The organism is Microvirga lotononidis (assembly GCF_034627025.1).
Lineage (GTDB): Bacteria > Pseudomonadota > Alphaproteobacteria > Rhizobiales > Beijerinckiaceae > Microvirga > Microvirga lotononidis.
In genome coordinates, this window is the sequence record NZ_CP141048.1 from 331,049 (window position 1) to 356,331 (window position 25,283).

The 25,283-nt window shown below is 64.2% G+C and carries 22 protein-coding genes and 1 tRNA gene; 6 read left to right on the top strand and 17 right to left on the bottom strand.

The window, feature by feature from the left end:
• Positions 1-2,568 carry a cbb3-type cytochrome c oxidase subunit I gene (locus U0023_RS01525; protein WP_009764124.1) on the bottom strand — a complete coding sequence of 856 codons (2,568 nt, stop codon included), beginning with the start codon at positions 2,566-2,568 and terminating at the stop codon, positions 1-3.
• Entirely contained in the window at positions 2,565-3,608 is a 1,044-nt protein-coding gene (gene coxB / locus U0023_RS01530) for a cytochrome c oxidase subunit II (protein ID WP_245272997.1), read from the bottom strand. The genes U0023_RS01525 and coxB overlap by 4 nt, the downstream gene beginning before the upstream one ends.
• 158 nt (positions 3,609-3,766) lie before the next feature.
• Between coxB and U0023_RS01535 the strand changes: the two genes are divergently transcribed.
• Entirely contained in the window at positions 3,767-4,312 is a 546-nt protein-coding gene (locus tag U0023_RS01535; protein ID WP_009764122.1) for a c-type cytochrome, read from the top strand.
• Positions 4,313-4,958: 646 nt separating this feature from the next.
• Here U0023_RS01535 and U0023_RS01540 read toward each other — a convergent pair.
• From U0023_RS01540 to U0023_RS01570, 7 genes are all read right to left on the bottom strand, one after another.
• Entirely contained in the window at positions 4,959-5,909 is a 951-nt protein-coding gene (locus tag U0023_RS01540) for a hypothetical protein (protein WP_009764120.1), read from the bottom strand.
• Positions 5,906-6,403: a c-type cytochrome gene (locus U0023_RS01545; protein WP_009764119.1), complete on the bottom strand. Its 498-nt coding sequence runs from the start codon at positions 6,401-6,403 to the stop codon at positions 5,906-5,908. Before U0023_RS01545 ends, U0023_RS01540 begins: the two co-directional genes overlap by 4 nt.
• Positions 6,400-6,933, bottom strand: a complete 534-nt coding sequence (locus U0023_RS01550) for a DUF3341 domain-containing protein (protein ID WP_009764118.1) — start codon at positions 6,931-6,933, stop codon at positions 6,400-6,402. Before U0023_RS01550 ends, U0023_RS01545 begins: the two co-directional genes overlap by 4 nt.
• On the bottom strand, positions 6,930-8,243 hold the full coding sequence (nrfD, locus tag U0023_RS01555; protein ID WP_009764117.1) for an NrfD/PsrC family molybdoenzyme membrane anchor subunit: 1,314 nt from the start codon (positions 8,241-8,243) through the stop codon (positions 6,930-6,932). Before nrfD ends, U0023_RS01550 begins: the two co-directional genes overlap by 4 nt.
• Before the next feature lie 4 nt (positions 8,244-8,247).
• Positions 8,248-11,181, bottom strand: a complete 2,934-nt coding sequence (locus U0023_RS01560; protein WP_052600608.1) for a TAT-variant-translocated molybdopterin oxidoreductase — start codon at positions 11,179-11,181, stop codon at positions 8,248-8,250.
• Entirely contained in the window at positions 11,169-11,819 is a 651-nt protein-coding gene (locus U0023_RS01565) for a cytochrome c3 family protein (RefSeq protein WP_009764115.1), read from the bottom strand. Before U0023_RS01565 ends, U0023_RS01560 begins: the two co-directional genes overlap by 13 nt.
• 148 nt (positions 11,820-11,967) lie before the next feature.
• Positions 11,968-14,280, bottom strand: a complete 2,313-nt coding sequence (locus U0023_RS01570) for an FdhF/YdeP family oxidoreductase (RefSeq protein WP_009764114.1) — start codon at positions 14,278-14,280, stop codon at positions 11,968-11,970.
• A gap of 253 nt (positions 14,281-14,533) precedes the next feature.
• Between U0023_RS01570 and U0023_RS01575 the strand changes: the two genes are divergently transcribed.
• Positions 14,534-14,609: transfer RNA gene (locus U0023_RS01575), tRNA-Lys, on the top strand.
• Between the two features lie 218 nt (positions 14,610-14,827).
• Here the strand turns inward: U0023_RS01575 and U0023_RS01580 are convergent.
• Positions 14,828-16,390: a 2-isopropylmalate synthase gene (locus tag U0023_RS01580; RefSeq protein WP_009764113.1), complete on the bottom strand. Its 1,563-nt coding sequence runs from the start codon at positions 16,388-16,390 to the stop codon at positions 14,828-14,830.
• A gap of 420 nt (positions 16,391-16,810) precedes the next feature.
• Here U0023_RS01580 and U0023_RS01585 point away from each other — a divergent pair, with 420 nt between their 5' ends.
• Entirely contained in the window at positions 16,811-17,140 is a 330-nt protein-coding gene (locus U0023_RS01585; RefSeq protein ID WP_009764112.1) for a hypothetical protein, read from the top strand.
• Here U0023_RS01585 and U0023_RS01590 read toward each other — a convergent pair.
• From U0023_RS01590 to pdxY, 6 genes are all read right to left on the bottom strand, one after another.
• A complete protein-coding gene (locus U0023_RS01590) occupies positions 17,131-17,844 on the bottom strand; it encodes a hypothetical protein (RefSeq protein ID WP_009764111.1) in 714 nt (237 codons plus the stop codon). The two genes, U0023_RS01585 and U0023_RS01590, sit on opposite strands and share 10 nt — an antisense overlap.
• Positions 17,841-18,746, bottom strand: coding sequence for a PhzF family phenazine biosynthesis protein (locus tag U0023_RS01595; protein ID WP_009764110.1), 906 nt, complete (start codon positions 18,744-18,746; stop codon positions 17,841-17,843). The genes U0023_RS01590 and U0023_RS01595 overlap by 4 nt, the downstream gene beginning before the upstream one ends.
• A 349-nt stretch (positions 18,747-19,095) precedes the next feature.
• Positions 19,096-20,118 (bottom strand): ABC transporter substrate-binding protein, encoded by a 1,023-nt coding sequence (locus U0023_RS01600; RefSeq protein WP_009764109.1) that lies wholly within the window; start codon positions 20,116-20,118, stop codon positions 19,096-19,098.
• A gap of 35 nt (positions 20,119-20,153) precedes the next feature.
• Positions 20,154-20,945, bottom strand: a complete 792-nt coding sequence (locus tag U0023_RS01605; RefSeq protein ID WP_009764108.1) for an ABC transporter permease — start codon at positions 20,943-20,945, stop codon at positions 20,154-20,156.
• Entirely contained in the window at positions 20,945-21,757 is an 813-nt protein-coding gene (locus U0023_RS01610) for an ABC transporter ATP-binding protein (protein ID WP_009764107.1), read from the bottom strand. The genes U0023_RS01605 and U0023_RS01610 overlap by 1 nt, the downstream gene beginning before the upstream one ends.
• Before the next feature lie 137 nt (positions 21,758-21,894).
• Complete coding sequence (pdxY, locus tag U0023_RS01615; protein ID WP_009764106.1) at positions 21,895-22,743, bottom strand: pyridoxal kinase PdxY; 849 nt, start codon at positions 22,741-22,743, stop codon at positions 21,895-21,897.
• Positions 22,744-22,898: 155 nt separating this feature from the next.
• Here pdxY and U0023_RS01620 point away from each other — a divergent pair, with 155 nt between their 5' ends.
• The 3 genes from U0023_RS01620 to U0023_RS01630 all read left to right on the top strand — a co-directional run bounded on the left by U0023_RS01620 (position 22,899) and on the right by U0023_RS01630 (position 24,098).
• Entirely contained in the window at positions 22,899-23,420 is a 522-nt protein-coding gene (locus U0023_RS01620; RefSeq protein WP_009764105.1) for a DedA family protein, read from the top strand.
• A 64-nt stretch (positions 23,421-23,484) separates the two neighbouring features.
• Complete coding sequence (locus U0023_RS01625; RefSeq protein ID WP_009764104.1) at positions 23,485-23,640, top strand: hypothetical protein; 156 nt, start codon at positions 23,485-23,487, stop codon at positions 23,638-23,640.
• Positions 23,641-23,750: 110 nt separating this feature from the next.
• A complete protein-coding gene (locus U0023_RS01630) occupies positions 23,751-24,098 on the top strand; it encodes a hypothetical protein (RefSeq protein ID WP_009764103.1) in 348 nt (115 codons plus the stop codon).
• 120 nt (positions 24,099-24,218) lie between these two features.
• Here the strand turns inward: U0023_RS01630 and ilvC are convergent, their stop codons facing one another.
• A complete protein-coding gene (gene ilvC / locus U0023_RS01635; RefSeq protein WP_009764102.1) occupies positions 24,219-25,238 on the bottom strand; it encodes a ketol-acid reductoisomerase in 1,020 nt (339 codons plus the stop codon).
• Between the last annotated feature and the right edge of the window lie 45 nt (positions 25,239-25,283).

Genomic DNA, 25,283 nt, shown 5'->3' on the forward strand with positions numbered 1-25,283 from the left:
CTAGACGCCTCCCGTCAGACGCGGGAACCCGTGGACGAGAGCGAGCCCGACCAGTCCCTGGCCGACCGTGTAGAACCAGAACAGCATCATGTTGTCGAAAGTCGTCCGGCGGACGCTGTCGAGCCTGCCCGCGAGCCACCGGGCGATGGTGTAGAGGCCCATGATCAGCGTCGTCAGCACGAAGAAGATCTGCAGGGACACGATGCCGTAGACCGCGGCCCCGTAGGCGTGGACCGAGGGACTGAGACCGGTCTGCCATTGCGCCCGGAGATCCGCCGCCGCGGCTCCGCCGACGAGCAGGAGCGCCACGGCGATCAGCACCGGCACGGATCGCGGGCTGCGACGATCCTCGCCCCTCAACATCCGGCTGGCATAGGCGATCAGGACGGCGCTGACGATGTAGAGCGCTCCCGAGACGAAGGGGCTGATCCCATCGGGCAATGCGGTGCCCTGCGGCGGCCATGCGGCGGGGTTCACAAGCCACAGGAACAGATAGGAGAAGATCAGGCAGGTGAAGACCATCCCGGTGACGACCATCAGGACGATCATCGCCCACCAGGAATGGTTCATGGATCCGGTCGCATAGACGGGAACGACGATCCCGCCGCCGATGTCGGCGGGCGGGCGGACCGGTCCCGGATCGGTGTCCCAGAGCCACCAGATCACGCAGGCGACCGCGAGCACGCCGCAGGTCGCCGACAGGAGCACCATCTTGACGGTGAGGAGCAGGAAGAACGCGGCCGTGAACACCGCGGCGAGCAAGGGCTGCCAGCCGGGGCCGGGAACCTGGAGGATGTATTGCGGCTGCGCATCGAAGGGGCTCGTCACCAGCGTCTCGCGTCCGCCGGTGGCGGTTCCGGGCAGGTAGTAGCGTCCGTCCTGCACGTCCTTAGACAGGTTGGGCTGGTCCCAGAGCGGGTCGCGACTGGCGACGACGGGAATGCTGCGGGTGTTGTAGTTGGCGTTCGGCAGCCATTCGAGCGTGCCGGCATTCCAGACGTTGCCGGCATTCTCGTCCCGAGCGATCCTGAACCTGCGGGCGAAGTCGACGATGAAGAGCGCGACGCCGGCGGCGATCATGAAGGCCCCGATGGTGGAGACGAGGTTGAGCGCGTCCCATCCCATGCCGACCGGATAGGTATAGACGCGCCGGGGCATGCCGATGAGGCCGGTGACGTGCATCGGCAGGAAGGTCACGTTGACGCCGACGAACATGAGGCCGAACACCCAGCGCCCGACCCGCTCGGAGAGTGCATATTGGCTTGCCACCGGCACCCAGTAATAGAAGGCTGCGAAGAGCGGAAACACCATGCCGCCGATGAGCACGTAATGCAGGTGCGCCACCACGAAATAGCTGTCGTGCGCCTGCCAGTCGAAGGGCGCCATGGCGACCATTACGCCGGTGAGGCCACCGAGCGTGAAGATGAACAGGAAGCCGATGATGAAGAGCGACGGCGTCGTGAGCTTCATGCGGCCCGACGCGATGGTGGCGATCCAGGCGAAGACCTGGATGCCGCTCGGCACCGCCACCGCCGTGCTGGCGGCGGAGAAGAAGCTCAAGGACATCTTCGGCAGGCCCGTGGCGAACATGTGGTGCACCCACAGGCCGAAGGAGAGGAAGCCCGTGGCCACCAGGGCGAGCACGACCAGCCGGTAGCCGACGAGCGGCGTCTGCGCCATGGCGGGCACGATCATCGACACCATGCCGGTGGCGGGCAGGAAGATGATGTAGACCTCCGGGTGGCCGAAGAACCAGAACAGGTGCTGCCACAGAAGCGGATCCCCGCCCCTCTCGGCGATGAAGAACGGCCAGTCGAAGGCGCGCTCCATCTCGAGCAGCAAGGTGCCGAGGATGATCGCCGGGAAGCCGATGACGATCATGACGGCGAAGACGAGCATGGCCCAGGAATAGACCGGCATCCTGTCGAGGCTCATGCCGACCGCGCGGGTCTTCATCACGCCGACGATGATCTCGATGGCGCCCGCAATGGCCGAGATCTCGATGAAGCCGATGCCGAGAAGCCACCAATCCGCATTGTCGGCGGGCGAGTACTTGGAGCCCGTGAGCGGCGGATACATGAACCAGCCGCCATTCGGGGCGAGGCCGAAGAAGATCGTGCAGAAGAACACCAGGCCGCCGACGAAATAGGCCCAGAAGGCATAGGCCGAGAGGCGCGGGAACGGCAGGTCGCGGGCCGCCTGCATGTTGGGCAGAAGATAGACGCTCGCCGCCTCCACGGCCGGCACGGCGAAGAGGAACATCATCACCGTGCCGTGCATGGTGAAGAGCTGGTTGTAGAGATCGTGCCCGACGAAATCGCTCTCCGGCGCCGCGAGCTGCACGCGCATGATCAGCGAGAGGATTCCCGCCAGGATGAAGAACAGGAACGCCGTGCCGACATACCAGAGGCCCACATAGGTGTTGTTGACGGCCGTGATGAAGCTGAGGCCGCGCGGAGCTTCCCATGCCTTCTTGAGCGCCTCGAACTCGCCCGCGGGGCGCGGCAGCGGATTGGGAAGCGCGGGCTCCCGCTCGTCGAAGGCTTCGGAGCGCTCGGGCGCGTTCATTTCAAGCTCTCCAGATAAGCCGCCAAGGACCGAAGCTCCTCACCCGTGAACGAGCCGTAGGACGGCATCCGCACGCCCGGCTTGATGTGCTGCGTGTTGGCGATCCACCCGGCGAGCGTGCCGACATTGTTGGGAAACTGACCTGCCCCGATGGTGCGTCGGCTTCCCACATGGGTCAGGTCCGGCCCGAATGCCCCGTCGGCCTCCGTCCCGCGCACCACGTGGCAGGATCCGCATCCGGCGGCGCGGAACAGATCGCGGCCACGAACGAGAGATGGCAGGTCCGGCTCCCGCGCGGGCTTCGCCTGCGCGGCTCTCCAAGCATCGAAAGCCGCGGGCTCCAGCGCCACCACGTCGAAGGCCATGCGCGCATGCTGATCGCCGCAGAATTCCGCGCAGACACCGCGATAGATTCCGGGGCGCTCCGCCGTGAAGCTGAGGCGGTTGATGCGCCCCGGGATCATGTCGATCTTGCCGCCCAGGTTCGGGATCCAGAAACTGTGGATCACGTCGGCGGCGGTCACCGTCACGGTCACGGGTTGCCCGACAGGAATGATAAGTTCGTTGGCGGTGGAGAATTCGGGTCTTGCACCTTCCTCCGGATACTTCACCCGCCACCAATATTGCTCGCCGGTCACCGCGACCTGGAGCGCGCCCGGCATCGGCACGTCCGTGTCGCGCATGACGATCAGCCCATAGGGCAGAAGCCCGGACAAAACCACGATGGGAAAGGCGAGCCCGCCGACCACGATGGTCCTGCGGCGACCAAGCCAGGCTCGCCGCTCGGGCGGGGCGAAAATCGCATAGAGCAGAAGCCCGGTCACGAGGAGGAAGATGAGCGTTCCGCCCAAAGTCATGATCAGGGTGAGCCAGTAGATCCGGAGAGCATCGCCCCCGGCCGGGTCGAGGGCCGATTGCACGCCGCTGCAGCCCGCAAGCGACAACGCACACACGAAGACCGCCGCGCGGTTCATCGCCGTGCAGCGCCAAGGGAGGCCGTGCGGTGTCGTTTCCAGAGCCATCCGCCCTACATGGGTCATGCATGCATTGAACGGATAAGCTTGGCCGTGAGACTTGGTTCCCGCAAAACATCCCACAGAGAGCCATGCACGAGCGAAGCGGCTCACCATGCGACGCCCCGCCTGGAACGGAGAATGCGCCTGCCGGTTGGCTCGTCGGATATCCTCAAGCAGAGCCCATGAACAGGCACGTACTTTTATGCATCGCCATCGTCCCCGCCTTGGCCGGTCTGCCCTCCTGCAGCGATCAGCCGGAGCAGGCGGCCGCGTTGCGGATCGCAGGCGGCGATCCCGGCCGAGGCCGGGCGTTGATACAGGCCTATGGCTGCGGGACCTGCCACACGATCAGCGGCGTGAGAGGCGCCAGAGGCAAGGTCGGCCCCGAGTTGCGCGATTACGCACAGCAGCATCTGCTCGCAGGCTTTCTCCCGAACACGCCGCAGAACCTGATCGCATGGCTGGTCGATCCCGTGGCGCTCAAGCCCCGGACAGGGATGCCCGCGCAGGGCCTGACGGAGCTGGAAGCCCGCCATGTCGCCAGCTATCTCTACACCCTCGGCTCAGGCGGGAACCCGGTTTATCCCCCCGATCCGCCTCTCCCGCTCCGTGGACGGGAGGACACGACGGCGGATCTTCCTCAACCGGCACCTCGGCCATCGGAGACGGAGCCCCGCACGCGGCGCATCGTTCCTCATCAGACCTCGGGCGCTGATTCAAAAACCTAGAGCATTGGACGCAAAAGCAGGAACCGGTTTTGCGTGTAAAGATGCGAGAAAACAAAAACCTGGAGCATCGTGCGGACCCGGTTGCCCGCCTTGTCATTCGCGCTCAGGCTGGCTCGCTTTCGGCTGCACGACGATGGCGCCGGCACTGGAGTGCCGCTTGTCCACGGGCGCTCCCCGCCGGATACCATCACCCTTCATCCGTCCATCGAACAGGAAAGGCTGTGTTCCATCCCTGCTCGTGGCTGCCGGAGCATGCGTTTGTCCGGACGGCGCACCTTGAGCGTTGGCTGCGGTCGCGACCAATGTCAACACAACCCCGATTGCTAATCTCGACATGACAGGCTTCTCCTCCTCCTGTGCGGGACCAGCGCGATGGCATGACCAGTTTCGGTAAACATCGCGGATGAACTGGGCGTCAGGATGGCGGCCGTCTGGACGGCTCGGCAAGCCTCGACGAACCAGATCCTCGGAAGACATTTGTCTGCGTCTTGCCTTGATAGAATTTGTGTCGAACAGGCTGCTGGCGCGCTTCAAAGGATCGACATTCCGGAGCATCGGACGTGGATCTGAATTCACGCCCAATGCTCTAAGACTCTGTTTCCCCATCTTTACCCACAAGACGGTTCCCGCTTTTGCGTTCGATGCCTCAGGGCTCCGTGGCGGCTTCTTCCGCGTAGGTGGGGCGTCGGCGCATCACGAGCGCGAGAGCGATGCCCCAGAGGCCCACAAGGCCCACCATGAGGCCAAGGTCGATCCAGGACGGCCTGCCTTTCGGTTGGAGAATCCAGACAAAATGGGTTCCATGATGCAGCAGAGCGAGCGCGCTGCCGACGATCATGCCGATCCGGCTCACGCCGGACGGAACCAGCACCAGGATCGCGGCCAGCATCAGGCCGTAAGAGACCGCCACAAGGGCGAGGCTCTCGGGATCCGAGCGCCGCGCGTACCATTCCGCTCCCTGCGGGAGATTGGCGAGCCAGACGATCAGGAACTGCGCGAACCATGTCCAGACCGAGAGCAGCGCCAGGGTCAGCAGCGCGCGCTCCAGGCTTTTCAGGCGCATCGGAGAAGCGGGCTCCACTTTGAGCAGGGTCACGAGGATGGCGATAGAGAGCGCCGCGAGGGCCTCGCTCAGGCCGAACGCGAACCCGAACAGGCTCGACCACCAATGCGGCTCGCGCGACAGGACCCAGTCATAGGCCGACAAGCTCATGACGGGGATCAAGCAAGCCAGTCCGATGGCGCTCGCGCGGCGGACATGACGGGTTCGGGTCAGCCAGAACGCCAACGCGACGCAGATCCCCAGATAGACGGTGGATCTCAGGAGATAGAAGACCGGGCTCAGAAAGGCCGCCCTCAGGGGAGGCAGATCTCCCCTCCCACTGGCCCATGGGAAAACCTGTTGGAGCCCGAATGCAAGCAGAATGCCGAGAAGCAGGAGCAACGGCAGCGTGAGGGCGGTCGCCTCGATCTCGCTGCGCACGGGAGCCAGCCAGTGCTCGCTCATGAGATGACCGAGCATGAGCACGACGAGAGAGCCCATCGCCAGTCCCGTCAGGCCGACGAACACGATGTAGAAGACTTCCATCGTATTCATGGCCTTACCGTCCCCTGATCGGAAGACGAACCTGTTCCCCGAGCCTGCAGGTCCTTTACGTAATGCGCGATGGCCCAACGCTCCTCGGGCAGCACGCGATCCGCGTAGGGGTACATCCGGCCCTTGCCATGAGTGATCACCTGAACGATCTGCTCCGGCGCCAGGGAGATAAGCCGCTCCTCGTGATAGGACGGCGGCGGCGGGAAGCCGCGTGAGACGATGGTTCCATCACCGCGCCCGCTCTCGCCGTGGCACGGGACGCAGAAGGCCCGGAACCGCTCCTCGCCCCGCGCCAGGAGTTCCCGCGTCACCTCCGGCCCGGGGGCTGCAAGCGCCGCCTTCCTGGCCGCCGTTCCCTGAGGCACGACGCCAGGGGGAACAGCTGTATAGGGCCGCTGGACGGCGCGGGTCGACGCGACCCCGTCGCGCTCCTCCGTGCCGCTGTCGCAGGCCGCAAGAAGCCCGGTCGCGAGGAGGACGAGAGCTAGTCTCATGCGGGAACCTCCCGCACTGCCTGCGGCGACAGCCCTTGCAGAAAATCCCGTGTGGCTTCGCCGTCGAACAGCGGATCCTCGCCCAGAACACAGAGAAAGAAGCGGTCGTTGGTGACCCGCTCGAAGCCGTGCACGGAGAAGACCGGGTGATGAAGCCGGGGCAGCCGGAGGATTGCGAGCAGGCCGAGCAGTGTCGCGGCCCCGGCCCAGAGGATGGCGACGATCAGGGTCGACGGGATGAAGGTCGGCCAGCTGTTGAGGGGGCGTCCGCCGACATTCAGGGGATAGTCGACGGCGTTCATCCAGTATTGGGAACCGTATTGGAGTCCCGCGCCGATCAGCGCCGCCACGAACGCGATCCAGGGGATGATGCTGGTGCGGATGCCGAGCTCATTGGCGAGGTCGGGGAGCGGAAAGGGGCTGAACGCATCGATCCTGGTGAAGCCCGCGCGTCTCGCCGCCCTGACGGCGTGCATCAGGTCATCCGGCGTCCTGAACTCGGCCATGAGGCCGTACGGGCGCTGCGTCATGACGATTTCTCCTCATGTTCGTCATGGCGGGTCTCGAACATGGAGACCACGGGCAGGAAGCGCACGAAGAGCAGCAGGAGGGCCGCGAACAATCCGATGGTTCCAAGGAAGAGCCCCGTCTCGGCAAGGGTTGGGCTGTAGGTGCGCCAGATCGACGGCAAGTAATCGGTCTGGAGCCCGCCGACGATGATCGAGAAGCGGTCGAACCAGATGCCGACGCCGATGGAGAAGCCCACGAAGACGCATGCGAGCGTGCTCCGGCGCGCGGCCTTGAGCCAGAGGAGCTGCGGGATCAGGATGCTGTACACGATGGCCGTCCAGTAGAGGCCCGCATAGTCGCCCGTCAGGCGGTTGAAGGTGGCTTCCTGGGCGATCCCGTCAGCGAGGAGCGCCGCGACGATCTCGTCGACATAGAGATAGGCCGACACAAGAGCGCTCGCGAGGACGAGCCTGCCCAGGAGGTCGATGTCGCCCTCGTCGATATACGGTCCCAGCCGCAGCCCCCAGCGCAGCAGCACGGCGACGAGGAGAACGATGGACAATCCCTGCGCAAGGCCCGTGGCGACGAAGTGGAGCGGCTGGCGCGTCTCGTGCCAGTCGGGCACGAGGGTCACGGCGAATTCGAACGCCACCGTGCTCTGCATGATGAGGATCAGGGGCAGCACCAGGATCGCGACGAGGCGATAGGCGCGCTGATGATAGGCCCAGTCCCGCACCGATCCGCGCCAGCCGAGGGCGAAGACGCCGTAGAGGCGCTTGACGTTCCTGCTCCGGGCGCGGTCGCGCAGGGTCGCGAGATCTGGAATGAGACCGACATACCAGAGCAGGCTGGTGACGATGGCATGGGTGCTGATCGCCCAGAAGTCCCAGGTCAGGGTGCTGCGGAATTGCGGCCAGACCTCGAAGGTCGCCGGGTACGGGAACACCCAGTAGAACAGCCAGGGGCGCCCGAGATGGATGATCGGGAAGATCCCCGCGCAGATGACCGCGAAGAACGCCACGCCTTCCGCGAAGCGGTTCACCGCCGTGCGCAGATCGTGGCGTCGCAGCACCAGGATGGCCGCGAAGAGGCTCGCGCCGTTGGCGATGCCGATCCACCAGGCGTAGTTGATCAGGTCGAAGCCCCAGACGAACGGGATGTTGATGCCCCAGACTCCGACTCCCACGAGCGTAACCGAGACCAGCGTGTAGCCGAGGAGCAGCACGAGCGCTCCCGACGCCAGTAGAGCGCCCCACCAGAGCACGCCGAAGCGGCGGGCGAGCGGGACTTCCGCGACGGTTCTGGTGACGGCCTGGGCCTCGCTGGTCATGCGGTTATCCGTTCTCGGAGGACGGTTCGATGCGGGCGAGATAGGTCGTGCGCGGCCGCGTGTTCAGCGTGCCGAGCAGGGCGTAGTTGCGAGGCCTTCCCTTGAGCCGGCTCACGGCGCTGCCGGGATCGTTCACGTCGCCGAACACGATGGCCTGCGTCGGGCAGGCCTGCTGGCAGGCCGTCACGATCTCGCCGTCGCGCAGAGGCCTGTCCTCGATCCGCGCATCCGCGCGGGCCGCGCCGATGCGCTGGACGCAATAGGTGCATTTCTCCATGACGCCGCGATCCCGAACCGTCACCTGCGGGTTCATGGCATCCGGCGAGGCGGTGTAGTCCGTGCCCTGGTAATCGAGGAAGTTGAAGCGCCGGACCTTGTAGGGGCAATTGTTCGAGCAGGTCCGCGTGCCGATGCAGCGGTTGTACACCATGTCGTTGAGCCCCTCGGCCGAATGCACCGTCGCATTGACCGGGCAGACCACCTCGCAGGGCGCCTTCTCGCAATGCATGCAGGGCACGGGCTGGAAATACGTGTCGGGATTGGCCGGATCCCCTGCATGGTAGCGATCGACCCGCAGCCAATGCATCTCCCGTCCCCTGGCCACCTCCTCCGGCCCGACGACCGCGATGTTGTTCTCGGACTGGCATGCGATGACGCAGGCGTTGCAGCCGATGCAGGCATCGAGATCGATGGCCATGCCCCAGGCGTGCCCCTCGTAGGACCAGTCCGGATAGAGCGAGGGCTGCTCTTCCGCCGTCTCGACGGCTTCCTTGTCGGATGCGACCATACGCACGATGTCGCGACCCTGGAGCGAATGGTGCTGCTGCGTCGAGATCACCGGGATCTTCTCACCGGCCTTCCTGATCTCGCCCGAAGCGATCCAGGGCCGACGGGAGGGACGCACCGCATAGGCATCGAACCCGATGCCGTTGCCGATCCTGCCGGCCTGCCGACGGCCGTAGCCGAGGGTCAGGGTCACGGAACCGGGCGCATGGCCCGGCATGACCCAGACCGGCGCACGGATAACCCGCCCCTCCACATTCAGGTCGACCGCATCGCCCGACGACAATCCGAACACGGACGCCGTCTCCGGTCCGATGAGGGCCGCATTGCCCCAGACCTGCTTCGTCAGGGGCTTCGGCAGCTCCTGGAGCCACCCATTGTTCGCATAGGAGCCGTCCCAGACGGATGGGTCCGGAGCGAATACCACGTCGATTCCAGCCGCCCTGGTAGGAGCTGCCGTTTCAGCCGTCACATCGAACCGATCGGTCAACGCGACCGCCGGCGACGCCGATCCCTCGATCACGCCGTCTTCGAGAGAGCGGGCCCAGCGCTCCTCGAAGCCGCCGTCCCCCCAGGCCTCGCGCCACGTGGCCTGCACAAGCGCCTGCCCGTCCAGGTTTTGCCCCGCCATGAGGCCGAGGAATTCCTCGGGGCTCAATCCCGGTTTGAGCGGCACGGTCGCGGGCTGCCGCAGGCCCACCGTGCCGTCGAAGGCCCGCAGGTCGCCCCAGCTCTCGAGGGGATGAGCTTCCGGCACATGCCAATGGCATACCATGGCCGTCTCGTCCCGATGCTGGCCCAGATGCAGCGACAGGGGCACCCGCCGGATGAGCGCCGCCAGATCGATATCGGCCGGCGCGGTATAAACCGGATTCCCGCCGAGGATGAGGAGACGGGAGACTTCATCCGCTTCGATGGCAGTCGCGAGATCGGCCAGCGTACGCGCATCGCCCGCCACCGCCCTGACCGGTTCGATGGCGCGGACCGTCGTTCCGAATACACCAATATTGGCGTTGATCGCGTGGACGAGCCCATGGATGCGGGCCGGCTGCTCACGCCCTGCCACGACCAGACCCCGTGGTCCCGCGCGGCGCAGGTCGTCCGCGAGTTTCAAGACGGACGGATGCGGAGGATCGGCAGGCGCAGGACCCGCTCCCAGGGCGGAGGCGAGCGCTTGCACGAAGGCTTCGATATCCCTGGGCCGGAGAGCAATGCGCTCGTCCGCGCGCGCTCCCACGAGGCTGGGCCTCGTCTCCACGGCCGTGAGACGGGGCAGCGCCCGGTCCTGCATCCTTCGCCGCGCCTGATACTCGGCCGCGTATCGCAGGTGCCCCGCCTCCTCGGCGAAAAGATCGCCTCCCACGGTAACGACGACGTCCGCTTGGGTCAGGTCGTAGACGAGATCCAGATGCTTACCGAACGTGGCCGTCGCGGCGCTTCGCCTGCCCTCATCGTCGACCGGCGAGAACACGTGCCATTGCGCCAAGGGAAAGAGTTGCCGCGCCTGTGCCATCAGCCGGAGCAAGGTTGGCGACGAGGTCGGCGGCATCAGGATGTGCAGTCCCCGCCCCTCGCCGACGACGAGCTCGTTGCGCACGGGGCGGATGAAGTTCGTCAGATCCTCCCACGTTCGCGGCGAACCGTTCTGCAGCGGAGCATCGGAGCGGTCCGGATCGTAGAGGGATAGAATCTCGGCCTGGGCAAACACGTCCGCTGCCCCGAGGCTCGCCGGATGCAGCGGATTGCCTTCGATCTTGATCGGCCGTCCCTCCTGGGCCTTCACGAGGACGCCGCGGCCATAACCGTCCAACGGCAGCGACGTGGCGATCGTGAGCGGGACACCGGGTGTATAGCCCGGCATGTTGCGGCTCTGGGACAGGAGCGGAGCGTTTCTTTCAGCGCCGCTGCCGTTGCAGGCTGCGAGCCCTCCCAGGGCGAAAGAGGCGCCCATCAGCCTGAGCAAGGTCCTCCGGTCGATGGCGGAGGCCTGCGCGATATCTGGAAACTCGGCTTCCACGTAACGGCGGATTTCCGGAAGATCGGCCAGCTCTTCCAGACTGCGCCACAGCCTTGGGCCCGCCTCCTTCGCGAGGCGGGCCTTCACGGTGTCGAGATCGAGTAACGCTTCCTCACCCATCGCATCTACCGGTGGCATGTGCTGCAGCTGACGAGGCGCCGGGACGCCTCCTGATAGAACACCCGCACATCGTCCGGCAGGTCCTTGCCATGCGGCTCGTATCCCATCGAGAACACGGCCTCGCGCGGTCGAAGATGAGGCGTCGGATCGCGATGGCAGTCCAAGCACCACCCCATGGACATGGTCTGGGTCTTCACCGTCTTCGGCATCTGGTCCACACGGCCGTGACAGGTCTCGCAGGCCACTCCCTTGGTCACGTGAACGGCGTGATTGAAATAGGCATAATCCGGCAGGCGATGGACCGAAGTCCATTCGATCGGCTGTCCGAGGAGAAAGCTCGATCTGATGGGCTCCAGCACGCTTGCACCGATCCATACCTGCGAATGGCACGACATGCAGGTCTGGGCGGACGGCATGCCCGCATCAGCCGCACGCTCGACGGTCGGATGGCAATAGCGGCAATCGATGCCCAGCGATCCGCTGTGGAGATCGTGCCGGAATGGCACCGGCTGCGACGCGGGTTTCCCCACATTCCAGGTGCTTCCGGAGCGTGCCCAAACATAAGCCGCCGCGCCCGCAGCGACGACGCCCAGGCCGGTGAGCACGATCATCACCCGAAACAGAGTGGTGGCCGCCGGTGTGAAGAGCTGCGCCATTGCCTGTGCCGCGCACCCTTTTCTAGTCAGGCAATGCGCCTGAGGTGAAGCTTCGCTGTTGACACAATCGGTTCGGCGGAGCTTCGTTCCCTCAGGGCGTTCGAAGGTCAATGGGTTCGGGGCGAATGGCAGGGCTGAGCCTGCCCCCTCATTCTGCTGCCTCCGGCTGCTTTTCCTGCATCAAGGTGATCCGGATCGGAATGGATTTCGCTGCCGGAACCTTGCTCTCATCCGCGTGATGCCAGACAGGGATCAGCGGATTGCACTCTGGATAGTAGGCCCCGCAGCAGCCTTCAGGAATGTCGTAGGGCGTGACGCGCAAGCCGTTCACCTGACGCATCACGCCGTCGTCGACAGCGGTCGTCAGCGTTACGAGATCGCCTTCCGCCAGATTCAGGCGAGCAATGTCATTTCTGTTCATGAAGAGGACCATGCGCGTGCCGCGCACGCCTCTGAACCGGTCGTAGTAACCGTAGACCGTCGTGTTGAACTGATCGTTGGAGCGCAACGTCATGAGTTTGAGGATATTGGCATCCTGCTCGGCAATTCCGAGATCCGCCTCCAGACTCTTGGGTGTCGTGAAGTTCGCCTTGCCCGTTTCGGTTTTCCATCGCCGCTCGCGTGCCGCGATGGGGCGGTGGAAACCTCCCGGCTGCCACATGCGCTCGTTGAAGCCACGGAAGTCTTCCGGATAGGTTTCCTCGATCGCATCTCGAACGCGAGCATAATCGGCCACCCATTCATCCCAGGGGACATTGTCGTTTACCGGCAGCGTCGCCTTGGCGATTTCCGCGACGATGCGCGGCTCGGAGAGAAGATCGGAACTTGCCGGCTTGGCGATGCCCTTGGATCCGTGAATGCAGGCCGTCGAATCCTCGACGGATACAGCCTGGGGCCCCGTTTCCTGTTCGTCGATCTCGATGCGCCCGAGGCACGGCAAGATATAGGAAATCTCACCGGGAATGAGGTGATTGCGATTGAGCTTGGTCGAGATCTGCACGGAAAGGCGCAGGCGCGGCCAAGCCTCTTCCATGGCGGCCGTCTCCGGCACGGCTCGCACGAAGTTCCCACCGAGAGCGACGAAGGCCTTTACATCGCCATTGATGATCGCTTCGCAGGTCTCGACCGTCGACAGGCCCTTCCAGCGCGGCGGCTCGAAGCTGTACTGCTCCTTGAGCTTGTCGAGAGGCACGAGCTCGGGCTTCTCCGAGATGCCGACCGTGCGCTGTCCCTGCACGTTGGAATGGCCGCGCACCGGACAGATACCGGCGCCGGGCTTGCCGATATTGCCGCGCAGCAGCAGCAGGTTGACGAGCATCTGGACGTTCTCGACGCCGGCTTTGTGCTGGGTCAGCCCCATGCCGTAGATGCCCATGGCGGCGTTGGCCTGGGAATACACGGTCGCAGCAGCTTCCAGGGCCTCCTGCGGCAAACCGGAGCGTCGTTCCAGGTCGGGCCACGAGGCCTGTCGAGCGGCTTGGGCAAACTCCTCGAAGCCGTGGGTATGCTCGGCGATGAATGCATGATCGAGGATCGGCTTGCCGCCAGCCTCCCTGGCGCGGTCGTCGGCCTCGATCAGGGACTTGGCCATTCCCATGAGCGCAGCGATGTCGCCGCCGATCTTGACCTGATGATATTGCGACGAGATGCGGGTTTCGGAACCCGTCAGCATCTCGGTCGGCGCCTGTGGGTTGGTGAAGCGCTCGAGACCACGTTCCTTGATCGGGTTGAAGGTGATGATGGGGACGCCCCGCTTCGAGGCATCCTGGAGCGGATGGAGCATGCGCGGGCTGCTGGTGCCGACATTCTGACCGAAGAACAGAATGCAATCCGTCTTCTCGAAGTCGTCGAGGATCACGGTTCCCACGGGAACGCCGATGCTTTTCGGCAGAGCGACCGAGGTGCTCTCGTGGCACATGTTAGAGGAGTCCGGCAGATTGTTGGTGCCATAGAGCCGGGCGAACAGCGCCCACATATAGGAGGTCTCGAGCGAGGCGCGGCCGGAGGTGTAGAACACAACCTCGCGCGGATCGAAACTCTTCAGCTCCTGGCCGATCTCATGGAACGCATCTTCCCAGCTCACCGGCACATAGGTATCCGAGCCGGCATCGAAGCGCATGGGATGTGTCAGGCGCCCGGCCTCCTCGAGGTCGTGATCGGTCCAGGTCCTGAGGTCGGAGACGGTATGCTCGGCAAAAAACTCGGGCGTAACCCGTTTCGTGGTGAGTTCCCATGCCGTCGCCTTGGCGCCATTCTCGCAATATTCGAATGGATGCGGATTCGCCGGCTTGGCCCAGGCACAGCTCACGCAGGCATAACCGTCAGGCTTGTTCTGCTTGAGCAGGATCGCGTTGCCGCTGACGAGCCGCCCCTCCTTCGTCAGAATGCTCTCGACGGATCTCACGGATCCCCATCCACCTGCGGGACCGGAATAGGGTTGGATCTTCGACTCATCGTTCATGAGGGCCAGCCTCCCACTTGCCGCTGTCCGCGCGGCCTTCGACACGACCCATGTCAATGATCGGAAAGCCTGACCGTTCCTCCGGGGCCGCGAAGGGTATGAAAAGTCACAGGTACTCCTGCGACCGCGCCCTGCCAAAAACTGCAAGGGGATGCAAAAAACCTCGTCGAACAGGCTAGACAGGGGCCAAGCGGTTTGTTACACGCACGGCCTCTTCAGCGGACATCGCGCCGCGAAAGAGCGCTTCGGCGACGGGTGTGTAGCTCAGTTGGTAGAGCAGCTGACTCTTAATCAGCGGGTCCAAGGTTCGAATCCTTGCACACCCACCAATCTCTTCAAGACAATTCGAGTTCGAAGGCGCAGGCCGATTGACCTGCGCGACGGCTGAGCGACGTTCGACAGGGTCGAACCCTCGGCATTGAACAGCTTTGCTTTACTGTAGGCTCCTCCGCCCCTGCCCTCGTCGCGCAAGGTCCCGCTCGTCATCGACGTGTGGGGCAACCGTGCATCCCCGGCATGGGCCGGAGATGCAAGAGATGAAGGAGTGTTACTCCGCCGCGTGCTGGGCGTGCAGGCGCGCGCCGCGGCTCATCAGCTTGTTGAGGGCGCCCAGATAGGCCTGGGCCGAGGCGACCAGGGTGTCCGGATCGGCCGCCCGCGAGGTGACGCTGCGGTTGTCGGCGGAGAGGCGCACCGAAACCTCGGCCTGAGCGTCCGTGCCCTCCGTCACCGCATGGACCTGATAGAGTTCCAACACCGCCTCGTGAGGCACGAGCGCCTTGATGGTGTTGAAGGTGGCGTCCACCGGACCGTTGCCCTCCTGCTCCTCGATGACGATCTTGTCGTCGACCTGGAGCCGCATGGTGGCCCGCTGCGGTCCGCGGGTTCCAGCCACGATGTGGAGGGAAACCAGCTTGATGCGGTCATGGGCCGTAGCGATGTTCTGGTCGACCAGGGCCTCGATGTCCTCGTCATAGACGTGCTTCTTGCGGTCGGCGAGCTCCTTGAACCGCTCGAAGGCATCCTGGAACTGGTTATCGGCCAAGCTGTAGCCCAGCTCCTCCAGCTTGTTGCGGAAGGCCGCACGGCCGGAATGCTTGCCCATGACCAGGGAGGTTTTCGTGACGCCGACGCTTTCGGGCGTCATGATCTCGTAGGTCTGAGCGTTCTTCAGCATGCCGTCCTGGTGGATGCCGCTCTCGTGGGCGAAGGCGTTCCGGCCCACGATGGCCTTGTTGTACTGCACCGGGAAGGAGGTGGCGGCCGATGCCAGCTTCGAGGCACGGGTCAGCATGGTGGCCTCGATCCCGGTCTCATAGGGAAGTACGTCGCCGCGAGTGCGGATCGCCATCACGACCTCTTCGAGGGCCGCGTTGCCCGCGCGCTCGCCGATGCCGTTGAGGGTGCATTCGATCTGCCGGGCGCCGCCCTCCAGCGCCGCCAGGGAGTTGGCGACCGCGAGCCCCAGATCGTTATGGCAATGGGCCGAGAAGATGGCCTTATCGGCATTCGGCACGCGCTCGCGGACGGCCCGGAACATGGCGCGGTATTCGTCCGGCGTGGCATAGCCCACCGTGTCGGGCAGGTTGATGGTGGTTGCTCCGGCCCTGATGGCGGCCTCGACGCAGCGGCACAGGTAGTCGATGGGCGTGCGGGTGGCATCCATGGCGGACCACTCGATGTCCTCGATCAGGTTGCGCGCCTGGGTCACGGTCTTGGTAATGATTTCCAGGACCTCCTCTTCCGACTTGCGCATCTGGTGCGCCAGATGGATCGGCGAGGTCGACACGAAGGTGTGAATGCGGGGCCGTGCCGCGTGGCGCACGGCTTCGCCGGCCCGGGCGATGTCGGCCGAGATGGCTCGGGCGAGACCGGCGACGGTGGCCCGCCTCACCTGCTTGGCGATCAGCGAGACGGCCTCGAAATCGCCGTTGGAGGCAATGGGGAATCCCGCCTCGATGATGTCGACGCCCATGGTGTCGAGCAGTTCCGCAACCTCGAGCTTCTCCTCCAGGGTCATGGTCGCGCCGGGGCATTGCTCGCCGTCGCGCAGGGTCGTGTCGAAGATCAGAACGCGGTCCTTGGAGGAGCCGGATACGGAAGCGGTCATGATTTTAGTCCTTCTCGGAGGGAGCGGCCTTTTGCGCTCAAGGTTGTTCCTGCTGTTTCAGAACCCCTGAGAGCCCAGGCGACGACGCCCAGCCGACCCTCAGGGGCAGCTAAGGAGAAGGAGGCCAAGAAGACGCGCGCGATCGGCCGCGGGAGCGGGTCCGTTCGTCCATGCGCTGTGGGAGCCGATGATCATCGCTGCCCAATCCTCCTCGGCCGCGGGCGTGAAGCCGCGAACAACGGGCCTGTTTGTAATGGGGCTTCGCCAGGATGGCAAGCCGTTGAAACAAATGAAAAGCCGGGGCTCGACTATTGTATGGGTTATGACTCCGCGCGGGACGGGACTGGTTTCCCGGCAAATCGCCCTAGATCGGATCAAGCTTGGCTTTTACCCTCGCTCTCTTCGATCCAGGAGTGTTTCATGAGACTTGCGATCCGTTCCCTGTGCCTGACGGGATTGCTGGCATTGCCGCTCGCTGCCTGCAACCAAACCGCCTCCACCCCTTCCCCGACAGGGACAAGCGTCACCTCGTCGGGCTTCCGCATGCCGGAAGGGTCAGGCTGCAAGGGCGAGATCGACCGGTACCGTGCCGTGATGAGCAACGACCTTGCCATGGGGCACGTGAACCAGTCGGTTTACAATCAAGTCGAGCGGGAGCTCGGGCCGGCGGAATCCGCCTGTGCCGGCGGACGCGACGCAGAAGCCGTGCGCATCGTTCATGCGACCAAGTCCCGCCACGGCTATCGCTGATCGAACACCCAGCCGAAGAAGGATTGCAGGAAAAGCGGCATCCGTTCCGGGTCGATATCCTCGGCCCCGCGAACAACCCGCACGTCCTGCAATTCCGGTTCCTCCTGGGCGGTGATGGCGGCGCGGATCCTCGCCGCGGCCTCCTCGGCCGGCACCGGCAGCGTCACCATCCGCAGGAGCGCGATGGTCGGCCAGCGCTGGACGATGATCCACTCGTCGTCCACGTGGTAGTCGCCCTCCGCAAGGCCCGTTTCCTCGGCCAGCTCCCGCGTGAGGCTGGTGGCGAGATCGACCGTGCCGTCGGGCCTCAGATCGTTCGGATCCGGCGTGCCTGCGGCGAAATAGATCCGGCCCGCATTGGTCGTGCCGTTTCCCATGACCCCGCAGATGAAAGCCCCGTCGGAGCCGCGCAGCGCCCCCATGGCGAAACCGTTGGCGATGGCGGGATCGGGATAGTCCTTGTCGATCCACCCGAGGAAATCGGCGTAATCGACCTCGAAATAGATGTTTCGGCACAGATCCTGTTCGAACTGGACATCCTGGAGCAGCAGCACCCGCCCGTTGAACATCTGCGGCTTGCCCGCCGTGCGGCGCTTCCAGTTCTCGGCGATGAAATCTCGGTTCCGTTTGGGCCATTCCCAGTCGAACGGGCGGCAGAACGCCTCGACGCGGGTGACGCGCCGGATCCGGGCCTCCCCGTTCACGACAGGATCTCGCCGCGGCTCACCATCACGGCCTGCCCCCCGATTTCCGCTGAAACGAGGGCGCCGCTCTTGATGATCATCTGAAGCATGATCTCACTCGGGCGTCCCATTTCGACGCCCTGCTCAATGACGATGTTGTGCTCGCCGTCGCCCAGGGGTTCGCATTGCATGAGGGCGCCGGCGAAAGCCGCGGCGGCGGAGCCGGTGGCCGGATCCTCGGCAATGCCCATGCCCGGCCCGTACATGCGGGCGCGGAACCTGAGACCCTCGGCGCCGGGCACGCGGGCATAGACATAGGCGGACGGATGATCGCTGTCGCCGAACGCCTTGTCGAAGGCTTCCCCATGGGGCTTGGAGCGCACCAGGGCCTCCAGGGACGAGACAGGGACGAGATCGTAGGCCACACCGGCCGAATGGCGGCTCGGGACATGCTGGCCGAAGCCGATCTCCTTCGGGTCGAGGCCGAGCGCCCAGGCGCAATCGGCGCTCTCCTTGCCCTCGCCCCAGACGAAGGGCAGGCGCGGCAGGCGGAAGCGCGCCGTGCCGCCTGCCGCATTCTCAATCTCGACCGCGCAGGGAACGATGCCGACCTGCTCCTTCAGGCCGAAGGCGACGGCACCCGCCTGCCCGTTCCGGTCGAGCAGCGCCAAAAGGACCGCCGTCCCGACAGTGGGATGCCCGGCGAAGGGAAGCTCTCGGGCCGGGGTGAAGATGCGGATATCGGCGCGCTGGCGCGGCTCGGACGGAGGGAGAACGAAGACGGTCTCGGAGAGATTGAACTCCTTCGCGATGGCCTGCATTCCATCCGTATCCAAGCCTTCGGCCTCCAGAACGACAGCGAGAGGATTCCCGGCAAAGCGCTGGGATGTGAAGACATCAAGGGTGACAAAGCGACGGGACATGCGGGCCAAACCTGTTCGGGAGCCTTCGGAAAACGAGAATGCCGATTCTTCGGCATCGGATGAGGTATCGTCGGAGATCCTTCTGTCAACCGAACGCACGTAATGCCCTTTGGGCAGGTCCAGCTCCCCATAACCTCTTGGACCTGAGAGGCTGGCTCATCAGCCGCCCCCTCATCCTAGGAGGAGACTCAAATTGCCTCTCCCTTCGTCATCACCGGCCTTGTGCCGGTCATCCAGCTCAGAGAAGCGCAACCGCCTCACACAATCGGGATGGCCGGGACAAGCCCGGCCATGACGAGTGCGTCCACGAAAACCGGATGCAGATTGTGCCGGCGCGGCTGCAGGCCATCTAGATCGCCGCCTGCCGCACGAAGCGATCGTTGAAGGTCGCTGCGAGATCCACCTTGGCGTCCTTCAGCTCCGGATCGAGCTGACGCAGCATGTCGAGCACGCTCTGCATACCGGCCATCTGGATGATGCCGTCACGGGAGTAGCTCTCGAGCGAATTCTGCACGGCTTTGAGGTAGAGCGGCTTGTCGCCCAGGTAATATTCCTCCGGCACCGTTGCGGCGATATCCTCGGGCTTTGCGGTCTGAAGCCACTTCAGCGTTTTCACGAACGCATTGACGAGACGCTGCGTGGTCTGCGGGTTCTTCTCGATGAAATCCTTCTTCGTATAGAGGGTCGCCGCCGGGTTCGAGCCGCCGAAGAGTTGGCGGGTTCCCGCTTCCGTGCGTGTGTCGATCAGGATCTGAATGTCCCCGTCGGCTTCGAGCTTGGCGATGACCGGATCGAGATGGGAGATCACATCGATCTCGCCCTTCTGCATGGCCGCCACCGCACTGGCGCCGGAACCCACACCGATGATGGCGGCATCCGACGGCTTCAGGCCGGCCTTCACCATGGCATATTGCGCGGTGAGAGCTGTCGAGGAACCGGGTGCGGTCACACCGATCTTGAGACCCTTGAAGTCGGCGGCCGATTTGATCTGTCCGGCCTTGTCCTTCTTGACCGCGATCACGATCGCCGGAAAGCGGCCGAGTTCCGTGACGGCCACCACGTCCTGCCCCTTGGCCTGCATCCGGATGGTGTGCTCATAGGCCCCGGTCACCACATCGACGGAACCGCCGATGAGAGCCTGCAGGGACTTCGCGCCGCCGCCGAAATCGTTGATCTCGACCTCGAGGCCCTGCTCCTTGAAGAAGCCTTTGCGCTCGGCGATGGTCAGCGGCAGGTAATAGAGCAGCGGCTTGCCGCCGACGCCGAGCGTCACCTTCGTCTTTTCCGGGGCTCCCTGGGCGAAAGCCTTCGGGCCCAGAGCCGCCGAGAGTCCCAAGGCTCCGGCTGTCTTCAAGAATGTACGGCGTTCCATGGCGTTTCTCCCTGCTTTGATGGATTCTGTCGATTCTATGTCCGTGCGGCCAAGGATGTCTGCGGCCTCCAGACGAGGAAGCTGTTCTCGATCCTCGTGACGAGCATGTCGATGAGGATGACGAAGACGGACAGGATCAGCATGCCGGCGAAGACGCCCGTCACGTCGAAGACGCTTTCGGCCTCATGGATCTTGTAGCCGAGACCGGCGGACGATCCGAGATATTCGCCGACGACGGCGCCGACGAGAGCAAAACCTACGGACGTGTGAAGTGATGAGAACACCCAGGTCAGCGCCGAGGGCCAATAGACGTGCCGGAGCAGCTGACGTTCGTTCATGCCGAGCATCCGCGCATTGGCGAGCACGACGGGCGACACTTCGCGGACGCCTTGATACACGTTGAAGAATACGATGAAGAACACCAACGTGAAGCCGAGCGCCACTTTCGACCAGATGCCGAGGCCGAACCACAGGGCGAAGATCGGGGCGAGCACCACGCGCGGCAGCGCATTCGCGGCCTTGATGTAAGGATCGAAGACGGCGGCCAGCAGTTCCTTCCTGGCGAACAGGAAGCCGAAGATGATGCCGCCGCCCGCGCCGATCAGAAAAGCCAGAATGGTTTCGACCAACGTGATCCAGAGATGGCCCCAGATCTCGCCGCTGGCGAAGAGCGTCCAGCACCGTTTCAGCACATCGAGAGGCGTCGAGAAGAAGAATTGGATCTGCTTGGGCGTTCCCGAAAGCGGATAGACGGTCAGCACGTGCCACAGCAGAAGGAAGACCAAACCCACGCCGATCTGCAGGACGGTCAGTTTCAGGCGCGGCATCACGCTCCCTCCCCTTGGCTGTAGGCTTTCTGGACTTCGACCCGCAGGCTCGCCCAGATCTCCTTGTGAATGTGGTGGAAGGTCGGCTCCATGCGCACCTCCGCGATATCGCGCGGGCGAGGCAGCGACACTGCGAAGTCGCCGATGATCCGCGCGGCGGGCCCCGCCGACATCAGAACCACGCGATCGGCCAGGGCGATGGCCTCCTCGAGATCGTGCGTGACGAACATCACCGCCTTGCGATCCGCCGCCCACAAGCTCAAGAGCAGATTGCCCATGATCTGCCGCGTCTGTGCGTCCAGCGGACCGAACGGCTCATCCATCAAAAGGATCTCGGGATCGCGGATCAGGACCTGCGCCAAGGCCACGCGCTTGCGCTGCCCGCCGGAGAGCATGTGCGGATACCGATCGACGAAGGCCGAGAGACCGACACGTCCGAGCCACTCCCGCGCGCGCTGCGAAGCCTCCCCGCGCGTCACTCCTTTCGATTCGAGCGCGACCGCCACGTTGTCGAGAGCCGTCTTCCACGGCATCAGCGCATCCTGCTGGAAGAGGTAGCCGGCGCGCAGATTGAGGCTGGTCAGATCGGTGCCGAAGATCTTGACCTGACCGGCCGACGGTTTCAGCAAGCCGGCAGCCGCATTGAGGATCGTGGACTTTCCAGAGCCCGTGGGTCCGACGATCGCCACGAACTCGCCCGGACGGACCGAGAGGTCGATGCCGCTGACCGCCGTGTAACCACCGACCTTAGGCCCGAACGTGATGGCAACATCGTTGAGCGCCACCGCCGCGAGGGAGGTTGCCTGATCCATTCCGCTCCTCATGACCCTTCGTTAGGATGGCATTCTAGGACCGCCTGAAGAAGGATCGCAAGGCAGCCCGCCTTCGCCCTTCGGCCTATTGGCCTCTCACGGCCGAGCCGAATCAGGTCGTTGGGATCGAGGCAGACTCAAACCTCTGTCACGTCGAAGCGGTGCGAAGGCGAGACGAACTCATCCTGCGCCGCGATGGTGAGGATCTCGCGGGATCCTGCCTCCTCCGTGCGCTTGAGCAGGCCGTAGACGGAGGCCGACGCTGCGGCGAGGGCCGTCGGGGCCGAGCGCGAGCGGGCATAATGAACGAAGAAGAGCGCCGCGATGGCATCCCCTGCCCCGTTCACGGAGAGGGACAGCTTCGGCGTCCGCACGCGCCAGAACTGGCCACCCTCGCCGGCCACGAGATCGACACTGTCGGCCGGCGTCTCCTTCGTTTCGACCGAGGTTACGAGAATGACCTTGGGGCCCAAGGCCTGCACGGCCAAGACGGCCCGCTTCACGTCGTCCAGGGTCTGCGTCCCGATGCCGGACAGGTAGTCCAGCTCGAACTGGTTCGGCGTGATGATGTCGGCCGCCGGCACGGCCTGCTCGCGCATGAATTCCGGGATGCCCGGTCGCACGAACACACCCCGGCCCACGTCACCGATGACGGGGTCGCAGCAATAGAGAGCCTCCGGATTGAGCGCGCGTACCCGCGCCACAGCCGAGAGGATCGCGTTGCCGATATCGGCGGAGCCCATATAGCCTGAGAGAACGCCATCGCAGCGGTCCAGAACGCCCCGCTCCGCTATGCCCTCGACGAGGTCTTCGATGGCCGGACCGTCGAAGACGCGGCCTTTCCAGGAACCGTAGCCGGTATGGTTGGAGAACTGCACCGTGTGAATGGGCCACACCTCGACGCCGAGGCGCTGCATCGGAAACACCGCCGAGGCGTTACCCACATGGCCGTAGGCGACATGGGACTGGATCGAGAGAACATTCATAGCTCAGGCCCCCTTTCCCTCTCCCGTTAGCGCAAGAGCGGCTTCGCCACAAATCGCCTGATGTGATCAGATTCATCACAAAGGCCATTGGTTCTTCCCGCGACAAGCCATATTGACCCTGGTACCGGCACCAGGACAGGACTTTCGACGGCACCATGGACATCGAGTTTCTGAAGACCAGCATCCTGGAATTCGTGCAGAACCATAGGGCCTATGCACCCTTCGTCCTTGGGCTCATGACCTTTGCCGAGTCTCTGGCCTTCATCTCCCTGCTGCTGCCCACCATGACGATCCTGGTCGCCGTCGGTTTCATCCTGGCGGCCGCCGAGATCCCGTTCTGGGTAGCATGGTCCGGCGCAGTCTGCGGCGCCTTTCTCGGCAACTGGCTGTCCTATGCCATTGGCCAGCGGCTCAAGGAGACCGCTTACGACGTCTGGCCCCTGTCCCGCCATCCGAAGCTGGTCGAGCGCGGAGAGAGCTTCTTTCAGCGCTTTGGCCCCTGGGCGGTCTTCCTGGGCCGGTTCTTCGGCCCGATCCGAGCCGTCATCGCCTTGATCGCAGGCATCTTCCTGATGCCCCAGATCCTGTTCCAAGCCGCGAACCTGGCATCGGCATCCGTCTGGGCCTTCGTGATCCTCGCGCCTGGCGCCGGGCTCGCGCATTACCTGCTGTGGTAGGTGGGCGCAGCCTGGAACCCGGTGTGCCACGGGTCATTATCCCCGATCACCAAGGAGGCTACCCATGGGCAAAGGCAAGATGAACGGCGACAACTCCGCCGAGAGCAAGAAGCACCCCGGCACCCAAATCCGCGGCTCGGGCGGAACGATGAAGAACCGCCAAGATCCCGGCAAGCAGGACAACAACAAGGCTGCGAACACCAAGAGCAACCAGCAGTAAGAATCCGGCGGTTCACCCAACGGTGAGCCGCCTCTCCCCTTCGTTTCCGGAGGTGGCAGCGGCTTGCCGCAATGTTAGTGCGACTGCAATAACATTGCGGAAATCAAGTCGTGTCTCTTTCCACTTCCGGCTCCGATGATGAGCCTCATCCCGTTCTTTCGGTCGACAAGGCAGGCGGCCTTTTGGGAACCGGCCTTCCGGCTGCCTGGTGGCCCTCCGTCGGCAGCGTGGCGTCTCTCATGTTCGCGATCTTCTGGATGCTGCAGAGCTGGGAGGAAGCCAAGCCGCTGGTGGGCGCGACAAAGGTCAATTACCTGACGCAAGGTCTCGCCGGACTTATGGTGGCCCTTCTGTGCTCCTGCGGCATCTACCGGTTCTGGAAGGAGCGTTCCGAGACGATCGGCATCGTTCTCGGCGCCCTCCTGGCTGCCGCGGCCATGACATTGCACCGTATGTGAGCCGAGCACGGCCGTGACGCAGGACCGTCTGCTTGCACACGTGAGGTCATGGAAACAAAAAAGCCTCGAAGGGATCCCTTCGAGGCTCTCGCACGGACCAGACGCATCGTCTGGAAGGCCTTAGTTCCTGCTCTTGTCGACCAGGGCCTTTTCCTTGATCCACGGCATCATATCGCGCAGCCGGGCGCCGACATCTTCGATCGGATGCGCGGCGTTGCGGGCGCGGGTCGCCTTGAAGGAGGTCTGGTTGACCTTGTTCTCGAGCATCCAGTCGCGGGTGAACTTTCCGCTCTGAATATCCTCCAGGACGCGCTTCATCTCCGCCTTCGTCTCGGCCGTGATGATCCGCGGGCCGGTGACGTATTCGCCATACTCGGCCGTGTTGGAGATCGAGTAATTCATGTTGGCGATGCCGCCCTCGTAGATGAGGTCGACGATCAGCTTCACTTCGTGCAGGCATTCGAAGTAGGCCATCTCGGGGGCATAGCCCGCCTCCACGAGGGTCTCGAAGCCCGCCTTGATGAGCTCGACGAGGCCGCCGCAGAGCACCACCTGCTCGCCGAAGAGATCGGTCTCGCACTCTTCCTTGAACGTGGTCTCGATGATGCCGGCGCGGCCGCCGCCATTGGCGGAGGCATAGGAGAGCGCGATGTCATGGGCATTGCCCGTGGCGTCCTGGTGGATCGCGATCAGGGTCGGCACGCCGCCGCCGCGCTGATACTCCGAGCGGACCGTATGGCCCGGGCCCTTCGGGGCGACCATGAGCACGTCCAGGTCCTTGCGGGGCTCGATGAGGTTGAAATGGACGTTGAGGCCGTGAGCGAAGAGCAGCGCCGCGCCCTGCTTCATGTTGTCGTGCAGATCGGCGCGGTAGATATCGGCCTGCAGCTCGTCGGGGGTCAGCATCATGACCACGTCGGCCCACTTGGCGGCCTCGGCCACCTCCATGACCTTGAGGCCGGCCTTCTCGGCCTTGGCCGCCGAGGGCGAGCCCTTGCGGAGAGCCACAACGATGTCCTTCACGCCGGAATCGCGCAGGTTCAGGGTATGGGCGTGGCCCTGGCTGCCGTAACCGACGATGGCAACCTTCTTGCCCTTGATCAGATTGATGTCTGCGTCGCGATCGTAATAGACACGCATGGTCCTCAAGTCCCTTGTTTCGAAGGGGGTTTTCCCCGTCCTCAT

Bases quoted from the DNA above. Each gene is read 5' to 3' on its own strand.
- U0023_RS01525 (WP_009764124.1), bottom strand. From the start codon at position 2,568: ATGAACGCGCCCGAGCGCTCCGAAGCCTTCGACGAGCGGGAGCCCGCG.
- coxB (WP_245272997.1), bottom strand. From the start codon at position 3,608: ATGACCCATGTAGGGCGGATGGCTCTGGAAACGACACCGCACGGCCTC.
- U0023_RS01535 (WP_009764122.1), top strand. From the start codon at position 3,767: ATGAACAGGCACGTACTTTTATGCATCGCCATCGTCCCCGCCTTGGCC.
- U0023_RS01540 (WP_009764120.1), bottom strand. From the start codon at position 5,909: ATGAATACGATGGAAGTCTTCTACATCGTGTTCGTCGGCCTGACGGGA.
- U0023_RS01545 (WP_009764119.1), bottom strand. From the start codon at position 6,403: ATGAGACTAGCTCTCGTCCTCCTCGCGACCGGGCTTCTTGCGGCCTGC.
- U0023_RS01550 (WP_009764118.1), bottom strand. From the start codon at position 6,933: ATGACGCAGCGCCCGTACGGCCTCATGGCCGAGTTCAGGACGCCGGAT.
- nrfD (WP_009764117.1), bottom strand. From the start codon at position 8,243: ATGACCAGCGAGGCCCAGGCCGTCACCAGAACCGTCGCGGAAGTCCCG.
- U0023_RS01560 (WP_052600608.1), bottom strand. From the start codon at position 11,181: ATGCCACCGGTAGATGCGATGGGTGAGGAAGCGTTACTCGATCTCGAC.
- U0023_RS01565 (WP_009764115.1), bottom strand. From the start codon at position 11,819: ATGGCGCAGCTCTTCACACCGGCGGCCACCACTCTGTTTCGGGTGATG.
- U0023_RS01570 (WP_009764114.1), bottom strand. From the start codon at position 14,280: ATGAACGATGAGTCGAAGATCCAACCCTATTCCGGTCCCGCAGGTGGA.
- U0023_RS01580 (WP_009764113.1), bottom strand. From the start codon at position 16,390: ATGACCGCTTCCGTATCCGGCTCCTCCAAGGACCGCGTTCTGATCTTC.
- U0023_RS01585 (WP_009764112.1), top strand. From the start codon at position 16,811: ATGAGACTTGCGATCCGTTCCCTGTGCCTGACGGGATTGCTGGCATTG.
- U0023_RS01595 (WP_009764110.1), bottom strand. From the start codon at position 18,746: ATGTCCCGTCGCTTTGTCACCCTTGATGTCTTCACATCCCAGCGCTTT.
- U0023_RS01600 (WP_009764109.1), bottom strand. From the start codon at position 20,118: ATGGAACGCCGTACATTCTTGAAGACAGCCGGAGCCTTGGGACTCTCG.
- U0023_RS01605 (WP_009764108.1), bottom strand. From the start codon at position 20,945: ATGCCGCGCCTGAAACTGACCGTCCTGCAGATCGGCGTGGGTTTGGTC.
- U0023_RS01610 (WP_009764107.1), bottom strand. From the start codon at position 21,757: ATGGATCAGGCAACCTCCCTCGCGGCGGTGGCGCTCAACGATGTTGCC.
- pdxY (WP_009764106.1), bottom strand. From the start codon at position 22,743: ATGAATGTTCTCTCGATCCAGTCCCATGTCGCCTACGGCCATGTGGGT.
- U0023_RS01620 (WP_009764105.1), top strand. From the start codon at position 22,899: ATGGACATCGAGTTTCTGAAGACCAGCATCCTGGAATTCGTGCAGAAC.
- U0023_RS01625 (WP_009764104.1), top strand. From the start codon at position 23,485: ATGGGCAAAGGCAAGATGAACGGCGACAACTCCGCCGAGAGCAAGAAG.
- ilvC (WP_009764102.1), bottom strand. From the start codon at position 25,238: ATGCGTGTCTATTACGATCGCGACGCAGACATCAATCTGATCAAGGGC.